17 protein-coding genes are annotated in these 16,394 nt (G+C 70.9%); 10 read left to right on the top strand and 7 right to left on the bottom strand.

What is annotated here, in order from left to right:
- Nucleotides 1-142 precede the first annotated feature (142 nt).
- A complete protein-coding gene (locus tag AB0D53_RS30480) occupies nt 143-781 on the top strand; it encodes a TetR/AcrR family transcriptional regulator C-terminal domain-containing protein (protein WP_362452290.1) in 639 nt (212 codons plus the stop codon).
- 62 nt (nt 782-843) lie between these two features.
- The gene (locus AB0D53_RS30475) at nt 844-1,308 is read left to right on the top strand and encodes an NAD(P)-binding domain-containing protein (RefSeq protein WP_362452289.1); all 465 of its coding nucleotides are present in this window, start codon (nt 844-846) and stop codon (nt 1,306-1,308) included.
- 88 nt (nt 1,309-1,396) lie between these two features.
- On the opposite strand, the gene AB0D53_RS30470 is transcribed toward AB0D53_RS30475, so the two are convergent.
- The 4 genes from AB0D53_RS30470 to AB0D53_RS30455 form a co-directional block, all read right to left on the bottom strand.
- Nucleotides 1,397-3,448 carry a beta-galactosidase gene (locus tag AB0D53_RS30470; protein WP_362452288.1) on the bottom strand — a complete coding sequence of 684 codons (2,052 nt, stop codon included), beginning with the start codon at nt 3,446-3,448 and terminating at the stop codon, nt 1,397-1,399.
- Between the two features lie 73 nt (nt 3,449-3,521).
- The gene (locus AB0D53_RS30465; protein ID WP_362452287.1) at nt 3,522-4,862 is read right to left on the bottom strand and encodes a sugar ABC transporter substrate-binding protein; all 1,341 of its coding nucleotides are present in this window, start codon (nt 4,860-4,862) and stop codon (nt 3,522-3,524) included.
- 88 nt (nt 4,863-4,950) lie between these two features.
- Nucleotides 4,951-5,901 (bottom strand): carbohydrate ABC transporter permease, encoded by a 951-nt coding sequence (locus AB0D53_RS30460; protein WP_362452286.1) that lies wholly within the window; start codon nt 5,899-5,901, stop codon nt 4,951-4,953.
- A 5-nt stretch (nt 5,902-5,906) separates the two neighbouring features.
- Entirely contained in the window at nt 5,907-6,833 is a 927-nt protein-coding gene (locus tag AB0D53_RS30455) for a sugar ABC transporter permease (RefSeq protein ID WP_362452284.1), read from the bottom strand.
- Between the two features lie 263 nt (nt 6,834-7,096).
- Here AB0D53_RS30455 and AB0D53_RS30450 point away from each other — a divergent pair, with 263 nt between their 5' ends.
- Complete coding sequence (locus tag AB0D53_RS30450) at nt 7,097-8,083, top strand: LacI family DNA-binding transcriptional regulator (protein ID WP_362452417.1); 987 nt, start codon at nt 7,097-7,099, stop codon at nt 8,081-8,083.
- Between the two features lie 52 nt (nt 8,084-8,135).
- On the opposite strand, the gene AB0D53_RS30445 is transcribed toward AB0D53_RS30450, so the two are convergent.
- A complete protein-coding gene (locus AB0D53_RS30445; protein WP_362452283.1) occupies nt 8,136-8,918 on the bottom strand; it encodes an HAD family hydrolase in 783 nt (260 codons plus the stop codon).
- Nucleotides 8,919-9,019: 101 nt separating this feature from the next.
- Between AB0D53_RS30445 and AB0D53_RS30440 the strand changes: the two genes are divergently transcribed.
- The gene (locus tag AB0D53_RS30440; RefSeq protein ID WP_362452282.1) at nt 9,020-9,415 is read left to right on the top strand and encodes a helix-turn-helix transcriptional regulator; all 396 of its coding nucleotides are present in this window, start codon (nt 9,020-9,022) and stop codon (nt 9,413-9,415) included.
- A 27-nt stretch (nt 9,416-9,442) separates the two neighbouring features.
- Here AB0D53_RS30440 and AB0D53_RS30435 read toward each other — a convergent pair whose 3' ends face one another.
- Both AB0D53_RS30435 and AB0D53_RS30430 read right to left on the bottom strand, forming a co-directional pair.
- On the bottom strand, nt 9,443-10,132 hold the full coding sequence (locus AB0D53_RS30435; RefSeq protein WP_362452281.1) for a M24 family metallopeptidase: 690 nt from the start codon (nt 10,130-10,132) through the stop codon (nt 9,443-9,445).
- A 110-nt stretch (nt 10,133-10,242) separates the two neighbouring features.
- The gene (locus AB0D53_RS30430) at nt 10,243-10,713 is read right to left on the bottom strand and encodes a molybdopterin-dependent oxidoreductase (protein WP_362452279.1); all 471 of its coding nucleotides are present in this window, start codon (nt 10,711-10,713) and stop codon (nt 10,243-10,245) included.
- 138 nt (nt 10,714-10,851) lie between these two features.
- Between AB0D53_RS30430 and AB0D53_RS30425 the strand changes: the two genes are divergently transcribed.
- From AB0D53_RS30425 to AB0D53_RS30400, 6 genes are all read left to right on the top strand, one after another.
- The gene (locus tag AB0D53_RS30425; protein ID WP_362452278.1) at nt 10,852-11,238 is read left to right on the top strand and encodes a TOBE domain-containing protein; all 387 of its coding nucleotides are present in this window, start codon (nt 10,852-10,854) and stop codon (nt 11,236-11,238) included.
- 37 nt (nt 11,239-11,275) lie between these two features.
- Nucleotides 11,276-12,106, top strand: a complete 831-nt coding sequence (modA, locus tag AB0D53_RS30420; RefSeq protein WP_362452277.1) for a molybdate ABC transporter substrate-binding protein — start codon at nt 11,276-11,278, stop codon at nt 12,104-12,106.
- Nucleotides 12,103-12,963, top strand: a complete 861-nt coding sequence (gene modB, locus AB0D53_RS30415; RefSeq protein WP_362452275.1) for a molybdate ABC transporter permease subunit — start codon at nt 12,103-12,105, stop codon at nt 12,961-12,963. Before modA ends, modB begins: the two co-directional genes overlap by 4 nt.
- Before the next feature lie 31 nt (nt 12,964-12,994).
- Entirely contained in the window at nt 12,995-14,071 is a 1,077-nt protein-coding gene (locus tag AB0D53_RS30410) for an ABC transporter ATP-binding protein (protein ID WP_362452274.1), read from the top strand.
- 272 nt (nt 14,072-14,343) lie between these two features.
- On the top strand, nt 14,344-15,576 hold the full coding sequence (locus AB0D53_RS30405) for a sensor domain-containing protein (RefSeq protein ID WP_362452273.1): 1,233 nt from the start codon (nt 14,344-14,346) through the stop codon (nt 15,574-15,576).
- A gap of 53 nt (nt 15,577-15,629) precedes the next feature.
- Nucleotides 15,630-16,274: a response regulator transcription factor gene (locus AB0D53_RS30400; protein ID WP_362452416.1), complete on the top strand. Its 645-nt coding sequence runs from the start codon at nt 15,630-15,632 to the stop codon at nt 16,272-16,274.
- Nucleotides 16,275-16,394: the final 120 nt, after the last annotated feature.

Below are 16,394 nucleotides of genomic sequence, written 5' to 3'. Positions count from 1 at the left end.
GTGAGCGCCCCGGCCCCGGTCGGAACGGTGTGCCATGACGGTCCCCCTCTCGACCCCCGGCACCGCGGGGTTCCCCCCACACCACGGGATCTACGGTGTAGGTTCAGCAACGGACGGGACGTACGAGGGGCAGGGAGCAGACGTGGCCGGACGAGCACAGGGCACCGCGGCGGGGCTCAGCCGCCGGCGCATCGCCGACGCCGCCGTCGCGCTCGTCGACCGCGACGGCCTGGAGCGCTTCGGGGTACGGCGCCTCGCGGAGGAGCTCGGGGTCGACCCGATGTCGATCTACCACCACATCAAGGGCAAGGCGGCGCTGCTGGACGCGGTCTCCGAGGCCGTGCTCGCCGAGGTGGCCGCCGCGACGGACGACACGTCGCGCGACTGGGAGGAGATCGCCCGCCGAACGGCGCACGGCTACCGGGAGATGGCCCATCGGCACCCCCGGGTGTTCCCGCTGCTGGCGACGCGCGCCCAGACCTCACCGGTGGCCCTCGTCGCGCTGGAGCGGCTGGTCACCGCCATGCGCGAGGCCGGCCTGCCCGAGCAGGTGGTCGCGGACGCGCCGATGACGTTGTTCGGCTTCCTCAACGGATACCTGCTCGCGGTGCTCAGCGGCGAGAGTGCCGAGGACACCGGAGCCCCCGCGATCGACGCCGACGCGTATCCGACCATGGCCGCCCTCGCGCCCCTTCAGGCCGACTACGGGTCCTTGGCGGAGTTCGACCGGATCCTCGGCACCGTGCTCGGCGGCATCCAGGACCGGGCGGCGCGCGGCTGAATCCGGTGAGCGGTCACGGACCGCACCGACACGTCCGACGAACGCGACGACAGGGAGAAACCATGGACGGCATCGGGATCATCGGCGTCGGCGAGATCGGCCGGGCCATCGTGGACGGCCTGTGCGACGGCGTCGTCCATCCGCCGCGGATCCACCTGTCGCCGCGAGGAGCCCGAACGGCCGGCGAACTGTCCCTGCGGTATCCGAACGTCCGGGTCTGCGCCGACAACCAGGACGTGGCGAACCGCTCGGAGGTGGTCGTCCTCGCCGTCCGCCCCCAGGACCGCGCCGAGGCCCTCGCCGGGCTCCGGGTCGGCGACGACGGGGTCGTGATCAGCCTGATGGCCGGCGTCGGCATCGGCGAGCTGCGCGAGACGCTCGGCACCGGCGCCCCCGTGGTGCGCGCGATTCCGCTGCCCACCGTGCGCGAGCGCAGGTCCGTCACCGTGACGTGCCCCTCCCACCCGGTCGCGGACGATCTGTTCGACGGCCTCGGCGGGGCGCTGCCCCTCGCGGACCTCGCGTAGTCACGAGCGGGCGGCGGCGCCGACCGGCGTCCAGGTACCGTCGCCGGTCGACGACGTGATCCGGTCGGTACTGCGGTGATGTCGCGGTTCAGGGGGCGGGCTGCCGGAGCACGGCGACATCCCGGGGCGGCAGTACGAGGCCGCCCTCGGTCCCGGGGCCGATGAGCAGCTCGCCGGTCACGCCGGGCAGCGGCACCGGAACGTCGCTGCGGTTGACGAGGAAGAGGTAGCGGCTCCCGGCGTCCCGGCGTACCGCGAGTTCGACCGGCCCACGTGCTCCGTAAGGGAGTTCGCTGGTCACTCCGGCCGGTTCGAGCAGCTCCGGCAGCAGTTCGGCCAGGCCTTCGGCGCCGAGGCGGGTGGAGACGTACGCGGCCGAACCCCGGCCGGCGGCTCGGCGGGTGACCGCCGGGCGGGAGGCGTAGGTCCCGGTGCTGTAGCGGACCAGCACTTCCACGTCCGGCCCGGTGACGGTGATCCGGTCGGTCCACAGACTGCCGGTCGTCGCGTTGCCGAGACCGACGGTGGCACCGTCGAGCAGCGGCCCGAACTCCTCGATGCGGATGCCGAGCAGCTCGCGCAGGGCGCCGGGGTAGCCGCCGAGCCAGATGTGGTCGTTCTCGTCGACGATGCCGGAGAAATACGTGGTGACGAGGTGCCCGCCGCCCTCGACGTACCGCGTCAGCTCCTTGCCGAAGGACTGGGAGACCATGTGCAGCACGGGCGCGATCACCACGTCGTACGAGGAGAGGTCGGTCCGGTGCGCGGGCACCACGTCGGCGCGGATGCCGAGCCGCAGCAGCGCGGAGTACCAGTCGAGGGCCTCGCGATGGTAGTCGAGCCGCGAGGTGGGGTGGGAGTCGTGCTCGCTGGTCCACCACGAGTCCCAGTCGAACAGCACGGCCACGCGGGCCGGTTCACGGACGGCTCCGGCGATCGGAGCGAGCGCTTCGAGGGTGCGGCCCAGGTCGGTGACGGAGCGGAAGAGTTCACTGTCGGGGCCGGCGTGCGGCACCATCGCCGAGTGGTACTTCTCGGCCCCGGCCGCCGACTGGCGCCACTGGAAGAAACAGACGGCATCGGCACCGTGCGCCACATGCAGCAGCGAGTCCCGCGCCAACTCCCCCGGCTTCTTGGCAAGGTTGACGGGCTGCCAGTTCACGGCACCGGTGGAGTGCTCCATCAGGAACCACGGGCGGTGGCCCGCGATGCCACTGGTCAGGTTGGCCGAGAAGGACAGCTCGTCGCGGTCCTGCGGTCCGGGTACGACGTAGTGGTCATTGGCGACGAAGTCGATCGCGCCCGAGCCCGCCCAGTCCGCGTAGTCCATGCCCCTGGTACCGCCCATCACCATGAAATTGGTGGTCACCGGCACGTCCGGGGTCAGCTCGCGCAGCACCTCGCGCTCCGCGAGCAGATGGTCCTTGAGCGCGTCGGACGAGAACCGTTTGAAGTCGAGCTGCTGCGTCGGATTGGGGTGCGAGGCGGCGAGGCGAGGCGGCAGGATCTGGTCCCAGTCGCTGTAGAGCTGGGACCAGAAGGTCGTCCCCCAGGCGTGGTTGAGGGCTTCGAGCGTGGTGTAGCGGCGGCGCAGCCAGGTGCGGAAGGCACGGGCGGCGTCGTCGGAGTAGTCGTAGACGTTGTGGCAGCCCAGCTCGTTGCTGACGTGCCAGGCGACCAGGGCCGGGTGTCCGGCGTAGCGGGTCGCCAGCTCCCGTACCAGGCGCAGCGCGTGGGTACGGAAGACCGGTGAGGTGGGCCGCCAGTGCTGGCGTGCTCCCGGCCAGAGGGTCTCGCCGGTCGCGGTCACCGGCAGGATCTCCGGGTGGGCGGTGGTGAGCCACGGCGGCGGGGACGCGGTCGCGGTGGCCAGGTCGACGCCGATGCCGCCCGCGTGCAGCAGGTCCATGACCTCGTCGAGCCAGTCGAAGTCCCAGGCGTCGGCGGTGGGTTGGAGCCGGGCCCAGGAGAAGATCGCCAGCGAGACGACATTGACGCCGGCCCGGCGCATCAGACGGACGTCCTCCTCCCACACCTCCCGCGGCCATTGCTCGGGGTTGTAGTCGGCGCCGTAGCCGAGGCGTCGGCTGCCGTCGCTGCCCGCAGGGTACGGGAAACGGGAGGTGAGGGGGGAGGTCATGCCGATCCTTCCGAGGGCCGGTGATGTGTGGACGCGTGGGCGCGAGGAGGGGTGAGCCTCCGGGGCTCCGGGGCTACTTCTCGACGGTGAAGCCCTGCTCCGTGCCGTACTTGACGGACGCTTCCTGCCACGCCTTCAGGCCCTGGGACAGCTTCGTGCCGGAGATGTAGGCCTTGCCGACGGTGTCGTTGAAGATCGAGTTGGCGTAGACCTGGTACGGCAGGTACTTCCAGTCGGTGGGCACGTTCCTCGCGGACTCGGCGAAGACCTCGTTGGCCTTCTGCCCGCCGAAGTACGGGAACTCGGTGCTCTGGAACGCCTCGGATTCCAGGTCCTCGGTGGTCGCGGGGAACGCGCCGTTCTTGATGCGGGTCTGCACGCCCGCACCGGAGTTGGCGTACTCGACGAAGGCGTAGGCGAGTTCCTTGTTCTTGCCGAGTTCGGGGAGTGCGAGCGAGCTGCCGCCGTTCTCCGAGCTGTTGGTCGCCCCCTTGGTCCACTGAGGCAGGGGGGCCACGCGCCAGTCGCCGGAGGCGCCCTTCACGCCGGAGGCGAAGTTCGCGGGCATCCACGCGCCGATGGGCAGTGTGGCGATGGTGCCGTCACCGAGGCCCTTGTACCAGTCGTCGCTCCATCCGGCGATCGGTGAGACGAGCTTCTCGTCGATGAGCTTCTGCCAGGTCTCGGTGTACTTCTTCGCGCCGGCGTCGGTGAAGTCGATGCCGACCTCGGTGCCGTCGACCTTGTACGGGTGTGCACCGGCCTGCCAGAGCAGGCTGGTGGTGAGGCCCGCGTCGCCGAGGTCGCTGGTGATGTACGCCTTCGGGTCCGCCTTGTGCAGCTTGCGGGCCGCCTCGACGTACTCGTCCCATGTCGTCGGCACGGCGATCTCGTACTGGTCGAAGACCTTCTTGTTGTAGAAGAGCGCCATCGGTCCCGAGTCCATCGGCAGGCCGTAGATGCCGTCACCGGCCCGCACCGCGTTCCACGGGCCCGGCGAGTACGCGTCGGCCAGCTTCTCGGCACCGAACGGCTCGAGGTCGGTGACCGACTTCGTGAGCGCGTACTGGCTGAGCGCGTAGTACTCGATCTGTGCGACGTCGGGAACACCTTTCTTGGCCGAGATCGCGTTCTGCAGGGCCTTGTACTGGTCGTTGTTGGTGCCGGCGTTCACCAGCTTGATGTCGACCTTCGGATACTTCTTCTCGAAGTCGGCGGCGACCTGCTTCAGGGTGGGTTCCCACGCCCATACGGTGACGGTGCCGCCCTTCTTCAGCGCGGCCCGGATGTCGGCCGGGCCGACCTTCCGCTGTCCGGAGTCGTCGTTGCCGGAGCCGCCGCAGGCGGTTGCCCCGAGGGCGAGGGCGCAGAGGAGACCGATGCCGCGCAGCAGGCGGCGGGGGTGCTTGGGCATGGCGATGCTTCCACTTCGTCGTGGTCCTGCAGAGGGATTTCGGAAAGGGTGCGGGGCGGGCGTGCCGACCGGGGATTCCTCGCCGCGCCTACTCCTTGACGCTTCCGGCGGCGAGGCCGGACTGCCAGTACTTCTGGAGCAGCAGGAACGCGGCGATCAGCGGCACGATGGTGATCAGCGAGCCGGTGATCACCAGGTTGAACACGACCTCGCCGCCGGCCGCGTACGCCTGTTTGTTCCACGCGTCGAGTCCGACGGTCAGCGGGTACCAGTCGGGATCCTTCAGCATGATCAGCGGCAGGAAGTAGTTGTTCCACGTCGCGACCGTGGTGAAGAGCAGAACCGTTACCGTGCCGGGAGCGAGCAACGGCAGCGCGACCCGGAAGAAGGTGCGCAGCTCGCTCGCGCCGTCGATGCGGGCGGCCTCCATCAGCTCGGTGGGGATCGCCTCGGTGGCGAACACCCACATCAGATACAGACCGAACGGCGAGATCAGGGAGGGGACGATGACCGCCCACGGGGTGTCGGTCAGGCCGATCCTGCTGAACATGAGGAAGGTCGGGACGGCGAGTGCCGTGGTCGGCACCGCGACCGCGCCGATGACGACCGCGAACACGGCGCGCTTGCCCGGGAAGGAGAACTTGGCGAGCGCGTACCCGCCGAGGACCGCGAGGAAGGTGGCTCCGCCCGCGCCCACCACCACGTACAGCAAGGTGTTGAGGAGCCAGCGTCCGAAGACGCCGTCCTGGTACGTGAAGGTCCGGCTGATGTTGTCCCACAGGGCGAAGTCCCCGTCGAACCAGAGGCCGAACGAGCGTCCCAGACCCCGTTGTGTCTTCGTTGCGCCGATCAGCAGCCACAGCAGTGGCACGAGGCTGTAGAGCAGGACGACGACGGTGAGCACGGTCAGCAGGACACTCCGCCCGGGCCGTCCCGGGGTGTGGCGGCGCGGGGCACGAAGGCGCGGGGCCGCGGATCCCGGCGGTGCCGCGGTGGGGCGGGAGGCGGTGGCGGGGATGGTGGTGCTCGGTCCGGTCATCGGGCTCACGCTCCCTTGCGCATGCCGCGCAGCTGGACGGCATAGGCGACGGCCATGGTGATGACGCCCATGACGATGGCGACCGTCGCGGAGTAGTTGTGCTGCTGGCCGGAGAAGGACAGCGAGTACGTGTAGTAGTTCGGGGTGTAGTCGGTGGTGATCGCGTTTGGTGCCAGCTTCTGGAGGATGGCGGGCTCGTTGAAGAGCTGGAAGCTGCCGATGATCGAGAAGATGGTGGCGATGACGAGCGCGCCGCGGATGGCCGGCAGCTTGATCGCCGAGATGACGCGCCACTGTCCCGCGCCATCGATCTCCGCCGCCTCGTACAGGGAGTGCGGGACGACTCGCAGCGCGGCGAAGAAGATCAGCATGTTGTAGCCGACGAACTCCCAGGTCACGATGTTGCCGATGGACGCCAGGATCAGGTCCGGGGAGAGCGGGTCGGGCAGCTTCACGCCGAAGGCCTCGTTGATGTCGCCGACCAGACCGAATCGGGTGCCGTAGATGAAGCCCCACATCAGGGAGGCGACCACGGCGGGCACCGCGTACGGCAGGAAGACGGCTATCCGGAAGAAGTCCTTGCCGTAGAGGCGTCCGCTGTCGAGTGCGAGCGCGATCAGCAGGGCGAGGCCCAGCATGATCGGCACCTGGATGAGGAGGAACAGGCCGACGCGACCGACCCCGTCCCAGAACTGACTGTCCTGCAGGGCCTGTCGGTAGTTGTCGAGGCCCACGAAGGTGGTGCCGCCGATGAGCCTGGTCCTGAAGAGACTCAGATAGACCGAGTAGCCGAGCGGCGCCAGGAAGACCAGCGCGAAGACGAGGGCGAAGGGGCCGATGAACCCCCATCCCGTCCATGATCGGCGCGCCCGTCGCGCCGGTGGTCCGGCCGGGCGGGGCCCTGTGGCCGCCGACGGTTGCAGCGTCGTCATCTCGCGTCCCTCGCTCCTACGTCCTCGCGGGTGCCGACCGGGATGTTTACGTAACCATTCGAGCACGCAAGGAACCGACGGCTGTTATGGTTACGTAAACATTCGGTGGCGGCATGTCTACACCGCCCCGTTGATCAGGGTCAAGAGTCTGTCTCCCGGTATACGAACGGAGCGGGCGGCGAAAGAGGGGGACGGTGGGAGCAGCGGACAGCGCCCCGGCGCGGGGCGGGAGCGGCGGCCGGCGCCGGACACAGAGCGCGTCGATGGCGGACGTCGCCCGGGTCGCGGGTGTCTCCTCACAGACGGTGTCCCGCGTCTCCAACGGCTTCCCCGGCGTCAACGAGGAGACGCGGCAGCGTGTGCTCGCGGCGATGAAGGAGCTCGGCTACCGGCCCAACAGCGCGGCCCGCGCGCTCAAGCGGGGCGAGTTCCGCACGATCGGCGTGATCACGTTCACGCTGTCCACGACGGGGAACATGCGCACACTGGAGGCCATCGCGACATCGGCCGCGCAGGAGGGGTACTCGGTCACGCTGCTGCCGGTCGCGGTCCCCACCCAGGACGAAGTGCGCGGCGCCTTCTCCCGGTTGGGCGAACTGGCGGTGGACGCGGTCATCGTCATCATGGAGGTCCATCTGCTCGACTCGGCGAGCCTCACGCTGCCGCCGCACGTGAAGATCGTGGTCGCGGACTCGGACGCCGGGGACCGGTACGCGGTGGTCGACACGGACCAGGCGGGCGGCACGCGGGACGCCGTGCGGCATCTGCTCGGCCTCGGGCACCGTACGGTGTGGCATCTCGCCGGACCGGAGGCGTCGTTCGCGGCGCAACGCCGAACGGACGCCTGGCGCGGCACGCTTGAGGAGGCGGGCCGCGTGCCGCCGCCCCTCGTGCGCGGCGACTGGTCGGCGGAGTCGGGCTACCGGGCCGGCCTCCACCTGGCCGAACAGCCCGACTGCACCGCGGTGTTCGCCGCCAACGACCAGATGGCACTCGGCCTGTTGCGCGCCCTCCACGAGCGCGGCCGCAAGGTCCCCGAGGATGTCTCGGTCATCGGCTTCGACGACATCCCGGAGTCGGGCTCGTTCCTTCCGCCGCTGACCACGGTCCACCAGGACTTCGCCGAGGTCGGCCGCCGCTGCGTGGAGAGCGCCCTGCGCCAGGTGCGGCAGGGCGAGACGGAGCGGGGTACGACGCTGGTGCCGACGCGGCTCGTGGTGCGGGACAGCACGGCACCCGGACCCGCCTGACGCCCGTGCCCTCGATGGCCGTCTGCCCGGCTCGGCGTCCGGCGGTCGTGCCTCACACCGCCCCGGCGACGGCCCGGACCGCCTCGGCCAGCAGTGAGATCTCGGCCGCGACTTCCTCCGGGTCGGCGGCGACGGTGACCTGGGCGACGTCGTCCAGGCCCGGGTGCGAGCCGACCCGCACCGCCCGCTCCGCGTTGCGCAGGAGGTCGAAGTCGTTGATGTCGTTGCCGAACGCAACGTACTCGCCGATCCCCATCGACCTCAGGGCCTCCCACTTCGTCGTGGAGCCCGGCGCGAAGTCGACGATCGCCTCGTCGAGGTGGTGGTTGACCGTCAGCCCCAGCCCGCGGCCGGCGTCGGCGAGTGCCGCCATGTCCGACGCACCGACGACAAGGAACTTCACGACCTCGGGAAGCTCGGCGATGTCCACCATTTTCGCCAGGCTCCCCTGGTCGACGCGGCCCCGGATCGGATGGTCCTCAGGTCCGGTGTACGCGTAGTCCCAGGGTCCGTCGGCGAGATACGTCGCTTCGTACCGCCCGACCGCGTCCATGAGTGCGCCGAGTCCGGAGGGATCGAACGTGGCCCGGGCCCGGACCCGGCCGTCGGCCGAGACGAGGCTCCCGTTCCCGCCGATCAGTGTGGCGGCCGGGAAGGCTCCGTCGAGGACGGGCAGCATGTCGCGGACAGGCCGGGCGGAGGCGAAGACCACGTGGTGGCCGGCGCGCTCGCACTCGCCGATCGCGGCGAGAATCCGGTCATCGATCGTCCGTCCGTCGAAGCAGAGCGTGCCGTCGATGTCAAAAACCAGTGTGCGGGCGCGAAGTGTGAACATCATCGGATTCTATCCGGCCGGCCGGCGGCGGTGAGGTGGTGCCGGTGGTGGGGTGGTGCCGGTGGGCCCGGACATCCGTGGAGGGGCCTATCTTGGCTGGTATGCAGTTCTACACAATCGGCCAGGCCGCCCGGCTCCTCGGCGTGAGCCCCGACACCGCACGTCGCTGGGCCGACGCCGGGCGGGTGACCACCCATCGGGACGAGGGCGGGCGGCGGCTCATCGAGGGCGGGGATCTCGCCGAGTTCTCCGTGGAGCTGGCCAAGGGCGGGGGCAGCGAGGGGGACGTCCCGTACACCTCGGTCCGCAATGCCTTTCCCGGGATCGTCACCGCGGTGAAGCTCGGCGACGTGGCCGCCCAGGTGGAGATCCAGGCCGGCCCGCACCGGCTGGTGTCACTGCTGACGCGGGAGGCCGTGGAGGAGTTGGGGCTGGAGGTCGGGATGGAGGCCACGGCCCGGGTCAAGTCGACGAATGTGCACATCGACCGCGTCTGAACCGCCGCGCGGGGCGGCTCCCTCGGGTCAGAGCGTGAGCAGTTCCTCGTAGAAGCCGCCGAACTCCCGCTCCCGGTCGACGAGATGGATCTCCAGGATCCAGTGGCAGCGCCGTCCGGCCTTGTCGGTGCGCCGCATCGGGGTGTCGTTGGCGGGCGCGACGTACGACTCCGTGTCCGCGCCGTCGATCCACTCGTGCGGGAACTCCCCGACCAGATGGCCGGCATGCCAGCCGCCCAGCTCCCAGCCGGCCTGCGCCGCCAGCCGCTCGACCTCGGCGTACAGCCGTGCGCCCGTGATCTCCGGGTCGGCCTCGAAGAAGCGGCGGCCCGCCGCGAAGACCTTCGGCAGGTCCTGGCGCAGCCGGTGCTTGACGCGGTCGTCGCCGAGGACGAAGGTCCGCCCGAAGTCGGCCTCGTACTCCTCGAAGATCGGCCCGAAGTCGGCGAACACGATGTCGTCCGCCCCGATCACCCGGTCCGGAGGGTTCTCCCGGTACGGCATCAGGGTGTTCGGCCCCGAGCGGACGATGCGCTTGTGCCAGTGCCGGGTCGTGCCGAACAGTTCGTTCGCCAGGTCCCGGATCCGGTCGCTGACTTCGCGTTCTCCCCCGCCCGGTGCGACCAGCCCGCGCTCCTCGATCTCCGCGAAGAGTCGTGCGGCCTTCGCCTGGGCGTCCAGCAGCCGGGCAGCGCGCGTGGATTCGTCATCCGCCATGAGGCCGACCGTAACCATCCCCATCGTCTCCGGCAACGGGATTCCGGTTCGGGCAGCCCCGGACATACGAAGGGGACGGAGTGGGCCGGGGGCCGGCGGGCGCGGGGGCGTCACACCCAGGAGGCATAACGGCCGTCCACCCGAATCGCGTTGATGCCACTGATGTGCCGGGCCCCGCAACGGTCCTGGGGCAGGACGAGCTGGGCGCCGGCGCGATCGAGCGGCGTGCCGTCGATGGTGGCGGCGAGCAGTACGGGCGCGCAGCCGAAGTCGGGGTCGATCTCCGCCCAGGACAGCAGGACGTGGTGGCCGTCCGCGCCGGACACCGCGATCAGGAATCGCAGACGGTCCTTGCGGCGGCCGGGATCGAAGACCGGACCGGCTGCCGCGAGGACATCGTGCAGCAGCGGGCCGGTGAAGCGGTGGTGCTGGGTGCCGCTGGTGGCGCACTCGAAGCTGACGTCGGCCTCGTGCTGCGGCCAGGCGAGCAGGTCGGGCACGGTCAGACGCAGCGGACGGGACAGATCGCCGGCGAGGGCGATCTCCGCCACCTCGTCCGGTGCTCCGGGGAACCGACTCACGGGCTACCACCTCCCCGAGGTCCCTACCCGGGCATCCATCCTGTACAAACGCACATGCAACCCATGAAGATCGATGATCCAGCTCATGCGAAGCAACAGATGACTTTCTCCTCGCATCTGCGGCAGTATCATCAGCGCATGCACACCTACCGGATCGGGGACGCGGCCGCCTTGCTGGGCGTCAGCGCCGACACCGTGAGGCGTCTGGTCGACGGCGGGAAAATCACCGCCGTACGCGACGAGGCCGGCCGCCGGATCATCCCCGGGCCGGCCCTCGCGGCCTACGCCCGGCAGGTGCACCGCACGGAACGGGAATCCACCGGATCCTCGGCCCGCAACCGCCTCTCCGGCATCGTCACCGACGTGATCCTCGGAGATGTGTCGGCGCAGGTCGAGATCCAGGCCGGACCGTTCCGGGTGGTGGCGATGGTCAGCCGCGAGTCGGCTGAGGAACTGAAGCTGGAGCCCGGTGTTCCGGCGGTTGCCGTGGTCAAGTCGACCAACGTGGTCGTCGACAGACCGTAGATGTGATGTGTCCGTCAGGACCAGAGGGAGTGGACCCGTGACAACCCGTACCGCGCGCCGGACCCGCCGGACCCTGCAGGTGGCCGGTGCAGGCACCGCCGCGCTGCTGGCCCTGAGCGCCTGCTCCTCCTCCGACGACTCCTCGTCGGTGAAGTCGGGCTCCTCCGCCCCGTCCTCCGCGTCGGACAAGCTGTCCGGCACGGTGACCGTGTTCGCCGCGGCCTCGCTGAAGGAGAGCTTCACGACCCTGGGCAAGGAGTTCGAGAAGCAACACCCGGGTACGAAGGTGACCTTCAGCTTCGGCGGCAGCGACTCCCTGGCCGCGAGCATCACCGGCGGCGCACCGGCCGATGTGTTCGCCGCGGCCAGCCCCAAGACGATGAAGATCGTCACCGATGCCGGCGACGCATCCGGCACACCCGCCACCTTCGTTCGCAACCAGCTGGAGATCGCCACGCTGCCGGGCAACCCCGACAAGATCTCCTCCCTCAAGGACCTCACCGGTTCGGACCTGAAGGTCGTGCTCTGCGACAAGACGGTGCCGTGCGGCGCCGCTGCCCAGAAGGCCCTGGACGCCAGCGGTCTCAAGCTCACCCCGGTCTCGTACGAGCAGGACGTCAAGAGCGCGCTGACCAAGGTCGAGCTGAAGGAGGCCGACGCGGCGGTCGTGTACAAGACCGATGTGAAGGCGGCCGGTGACAAGGTGGAGGGCGTGGAGTTCCCCGAATCGGCCGATGCCGTCAATGACTATCCGATCGCCCTGCTCAAGGACGCCCCCAACGCGGACGCCTCCAAGGCGTTCATAGCGCTGGTGCAGTCCGCCGAGGGCCAGAAGGTCCTGACCGGGGCCGGATTCCTGAAGCCGTGACCTCGTCCGAGAAGTCCGGCGCCGCGACCGGCACCCTCCGGGGTGGGCCGCGGCGTCGGCGTGTCCGGGCGGGTGGCGGCCGCGGCGCACCCCTGCCTCTGCTCGTGCCCGCGCTGATCGGCCTGGCGTTCCTGGTGGTGCCGCTGGTCGCCCTGCTCGTCCGGGCCCCGTGGCGCAGCATGCCCGAGCAGCTGACCAGCGCCGAGGTGTGGCAGGCGCTCCGGCTGTCCCTGATCTGTGCCACCGCCGCCACCGCCGTGAGCCTGGTCATCGGGGTGCCGCTGGCCTGGCTGCTGGCCCGGGTCGAGTTCCGCGGTCGCGGCCTCGTACGCGCTCTCGTCACGCTCCCGCTGGTCCTGCCGCCGGTCGTGGGCGGCGTGGCGCTGCTGACATCGCTCGGCCGCAACGGCATCGTCGGGAAGTGGCTGGACGCCTGGTTCGGCGTCACCCTGCCGTTCACCACGGCGGGGGTCGTGGTCGCGGAGGCCTTCGTGGCGATGCCGTTCCTCGTCATCAGTGTCGAGGGCACTCTGCGGGCCGCCGACCCGCGGTACGAGGAGGCGGCGACCACCCTGGGCGCCTCCCGCTTCACCGCCTTCCGCCGGGTCACGCTCCCGCTGATCGCGCCGGGCATCGCGGCCGGTGCGGTACTGGCGTGGGCCCGTGCGCTCGGCGAGTTCGGCGCGACCATCACCTTCGCCGGGAACTTCCCCGGGCGTACGCAGACCATGCCCCTCGCCGTCTACCTCGCTCTGCAGAGCGACCCGGAGGCGGCGATCGCCCTCAGCCTGGTGCTGCTGGCCGTGTCCGTCGCGGTGCTGGCCGGGCTGCGCGACCGTTGGATGACCGCCGGATGACCGGAAACCACGACCGTTGGACGATCGCCGCATGACCGAGACCCACGACCTCCGTGCCGGCACCGGCCCCGACGGGCTCGACGCCCGACTCGTGGTGGACCGCGGCACCTTCCGCCTCGACGTGGCGCTGACCGTCGCGCCCGGCGAGGTCGTCGCCCTGCTCGGACCGAACGGAGCCGGCAAGACCACCGCCCTGCGCGCGCTGGCCGGCCTGACCCCGCTCACCGGAGGCCACCTGCGGCTGGACGGCGCGGCACTGGAACGTACGCCGCCGGAGTCCCGCCCGGTCGGCGTCGTCTTCCAGGACTACCTCCTCTTCCCCCACCTGACCGCCCTGGACAATGTGGCGTTCGGGCCGCGCTGTCAGGGGGCGTCCAAGACGCAGGCGCGGGCGCGGGCAGCCCAGTGGCTCGAACGCCTGGGTCTCGCGGATCACCGCGACGCCAGGCCACGGCGGCTCTCCGGCGGCCAGGCGCAGCGTGTCGCGCTCGCCCGCGCCCTCGCCACCCGCCCGCGGCTGCTGCTCCTCGACGAACCCCTCGCCGCACTCGACGCCCGGACCCGCCTGGAGGTGCGTACCCAACTCCGCCGCCACCTGGCCGAGTTCGAGGCGGTCGCGGTACTCGTCACGCACGACCCGCTCGACGCGATGGTCCTCGCCGACCGGCTGGTCGTCGTCGAGCACGGCGAGGTCGTCCAGGAGGGCAGCCCCTCCGACATCGCCCGCCATCCCCGTACGGACTACATCGCGCAACTCGTCGGCCTCAATCTCCACCGGGGCCAGGCGGACGGCCACACGGTCCGTCTGGACTCCGGCCCCGTCATCACCACCGCGGAGGTACTGTCCGGACCGGTCTTCGTGGCGTTCCCCCCGAGCGCCGTCACCCTCCACCGCAGCCGCCCCACCGGTTCCAGCGCCCGCAACGTCTGGCGCTGCGAGGTCACCGGCCTGGAGACCCACGGCGACCAGATCCGCGCCGCTCTCACCGGCGAACTCCCCCTCGCCGCAGATCTCACCACGGTCGCGGCCGCCGAGCTGGACCTGCACCCGGGTGCGGAGGTCTGGGCCACGGTGAAGGCGACGCAGACTCACGCGTACGCCGTCTGAGCGGGTGCCATGACGGTGTGGCGGGAGTGCGCCAGGAGCGCCCCGGGGCGGCCGTGCGGAGGGCGTCGGTCTTGCCCGGGCGGTTGACGGGGCCGTTGTCGGTGACCTCGGTGACGTGGACCGGTGCTCCCGCACCTCACCTGATCAGCGGCGGTTCGACGCGGCACTATGCTCTGGGCATGGTTGAGTCGTTGCCTTCCGTGGTCGCGGTTCGGTGGCGGCCACGTGCTCGGTTCGCCGTTCGCGCAGGGCGTCTGGGGCGTCGCACGCTCATGGATTCGCTGTACCTCCTCACCGCGCCGTTCAGCGCCGCTGTCGGCCTGTTGCTGATGGTCGCCGGCCTCTGCGTCGCAACGGCCGGCTCCTTGCTGCCGGGCGGGCCGCCCGTCGCTGCCCGTGCGCTGACTTCGGCCCGGTGGCCCGGCGATCTGGAGTGGTGGCGGATCGGCCTGGTCCGTGCGCCGGCCGGCGGGGCGCGGAGCACGGGCCGGGGGCCGAGGGGGACGGCCGGTCCGGGACTGTGGCTCGACCTGGCTCACGCGGTGCTGGTGCTCCCCGTCGCACTGGTCACCTGGGTGGTGACGGCCCTGTGGTGGTTCGTCGGGGTCGCGACCGCCACGTACCCCCTGCGCAGCCAGGTCACGCCCGGGTCGCTGCGGCCCATGACCCTGTACGCGGGCAGCGAGCAGTCCCATGTCGCCCTGAGCCTCGGGCTGACGTCACCGGCCGACCGGCTCGCCTTCGCCCTCACGGTCGGTGCGCTGCTGCTGATCACCCTGCCCTCCGTGACCCGGGTGTGCGTCGCCGCGCAGGCGGGCCTCGGGCGGGCACTGCTCTGCGACATGTCCGCGTTGCGCCGCAGGATCAGCGGACGGGAACGGGAGCGCGACACCGCCCGTGCCGTCGCCGCGGTGACGGCCGAGGCGGCCGCTCTGCGCCGGCTCGAACGCGACATCCACGACGGGCCCCAGCAGCAACTGGTCCGTCTGGCGATGGAACTCGGCCGTGCCCAGCACAACTTCGACAGAAAGCCGGAACTCGTCCGGGCCGCACTCGCCGACGCGGTCGTCCAGACCCAGGAGGCGCTGGACGAGCTACGGGCCCTGTCACGAGGCATCGCGCCGCCGGTCCTCACCGACCGGGGGCTGCGGGAGGCACTCGCCGCACTGGCCGCACGCTCCGCCGTACCCGCCGAGCTCGACGCCGGTCCCGCGATCAGCCGGCTCGACCCCGCCGTGGAGACGGCCGCGTACTTCGTGGTCGCCGAGGCGCTGACGAACGTGGCCAAGCACAGCCGTGCCCGCCGGTGCACGGTCGGGATGCGTCACAGCGAGGAAGTCCTGCGGGTCTGGGTGACGGACGACGGAGTGGGCGGCGCGGCCTTGGCCAAGGGACACGGACTGCAGGGCTTGGCCGACCGGGTGCGGGCGGTCGGCGGCCGACTGCGGGTCGTCAGTCCCGAGGACGGCCCGACGACGGTCACCGCGGAGCTGCCGTGGCGCTGAACCCGGCCGGACCGGCGCCCGGAGCGCCGCCGGACCTCGCGGCGCGGGGGCCGCTGCGGATCGTCGTCGCCGATGACGCGGTGCTGCTGCGCGAGGGGCTGGTCCGTCTGCTCACCGAGGACGGCCACGAGGTGGTGGCGGCGGTCGGTGACGGCCCCGCCCTGGTCGAGGCGGTGCTCGCGCACCGCCCGGACGTGTCGGTCGTCGATGTGCGGATGCCGCCGACACATACGGACGAGGGCCTGCGGGCAGCGGTCACCGCCCGCAGCGGGCTGCCCGGCGCCCCCATGCTGGTGCTCAGCCAGTACGTGGAGGTGTCCTACGCCGCCGACCTGCTCGCGGACGGTTCCGGCGCCGTCGGCTATCTGCTGAAGGACCGGGTCGCCAGGGTCGAGGAGTTCCTGGACGCCCTGGCCCGCGTCGCCCGTGGCGCGACGGTGCTCGACCCTCAGGTCGTCGCCCAGTTGCTGGCCGGACAGCGCCGGGACGAACCGCTGGACGCGCTGACCCCGCGTGAACGGCAACTGCTGGCACTGATCGCCGAGGGGCATTCCAACACGGCCATCGCCCGGCGGCTGGTGCTCTCCAACAGTGCGGTGGAGAAGCACATCGGCAACATCTTCGCGAAACTCGGCCTTCCGCCCGACGATGCCCAGCACCGCCGGGTGCTGGCCGTTCTCGCCTACCTCAATGCCTGACGGCGGTCCGTCACCACCCGCCTTCGTGCAGGGCGCTGCGGGCATGCGGGGACACCGGAGTGCCGCACCCGGAAGCGGGGTGCGGTCAGTGCGGGGTCCTACGCACGGAAGAGGAACATG

It is taken from the genome of Streptomyces sp. NPDC048295, from assembly GCF_040652135.1.
Classification (GTDB): domain Bacteria; phylum Actinomycetota; class Actinomycetes; order Streptomycetales; family Streptomycetaceae; genus Streptomyces.
This window is presented reverse-complemented; position numbering and strand designations above follow the sequence as displayed.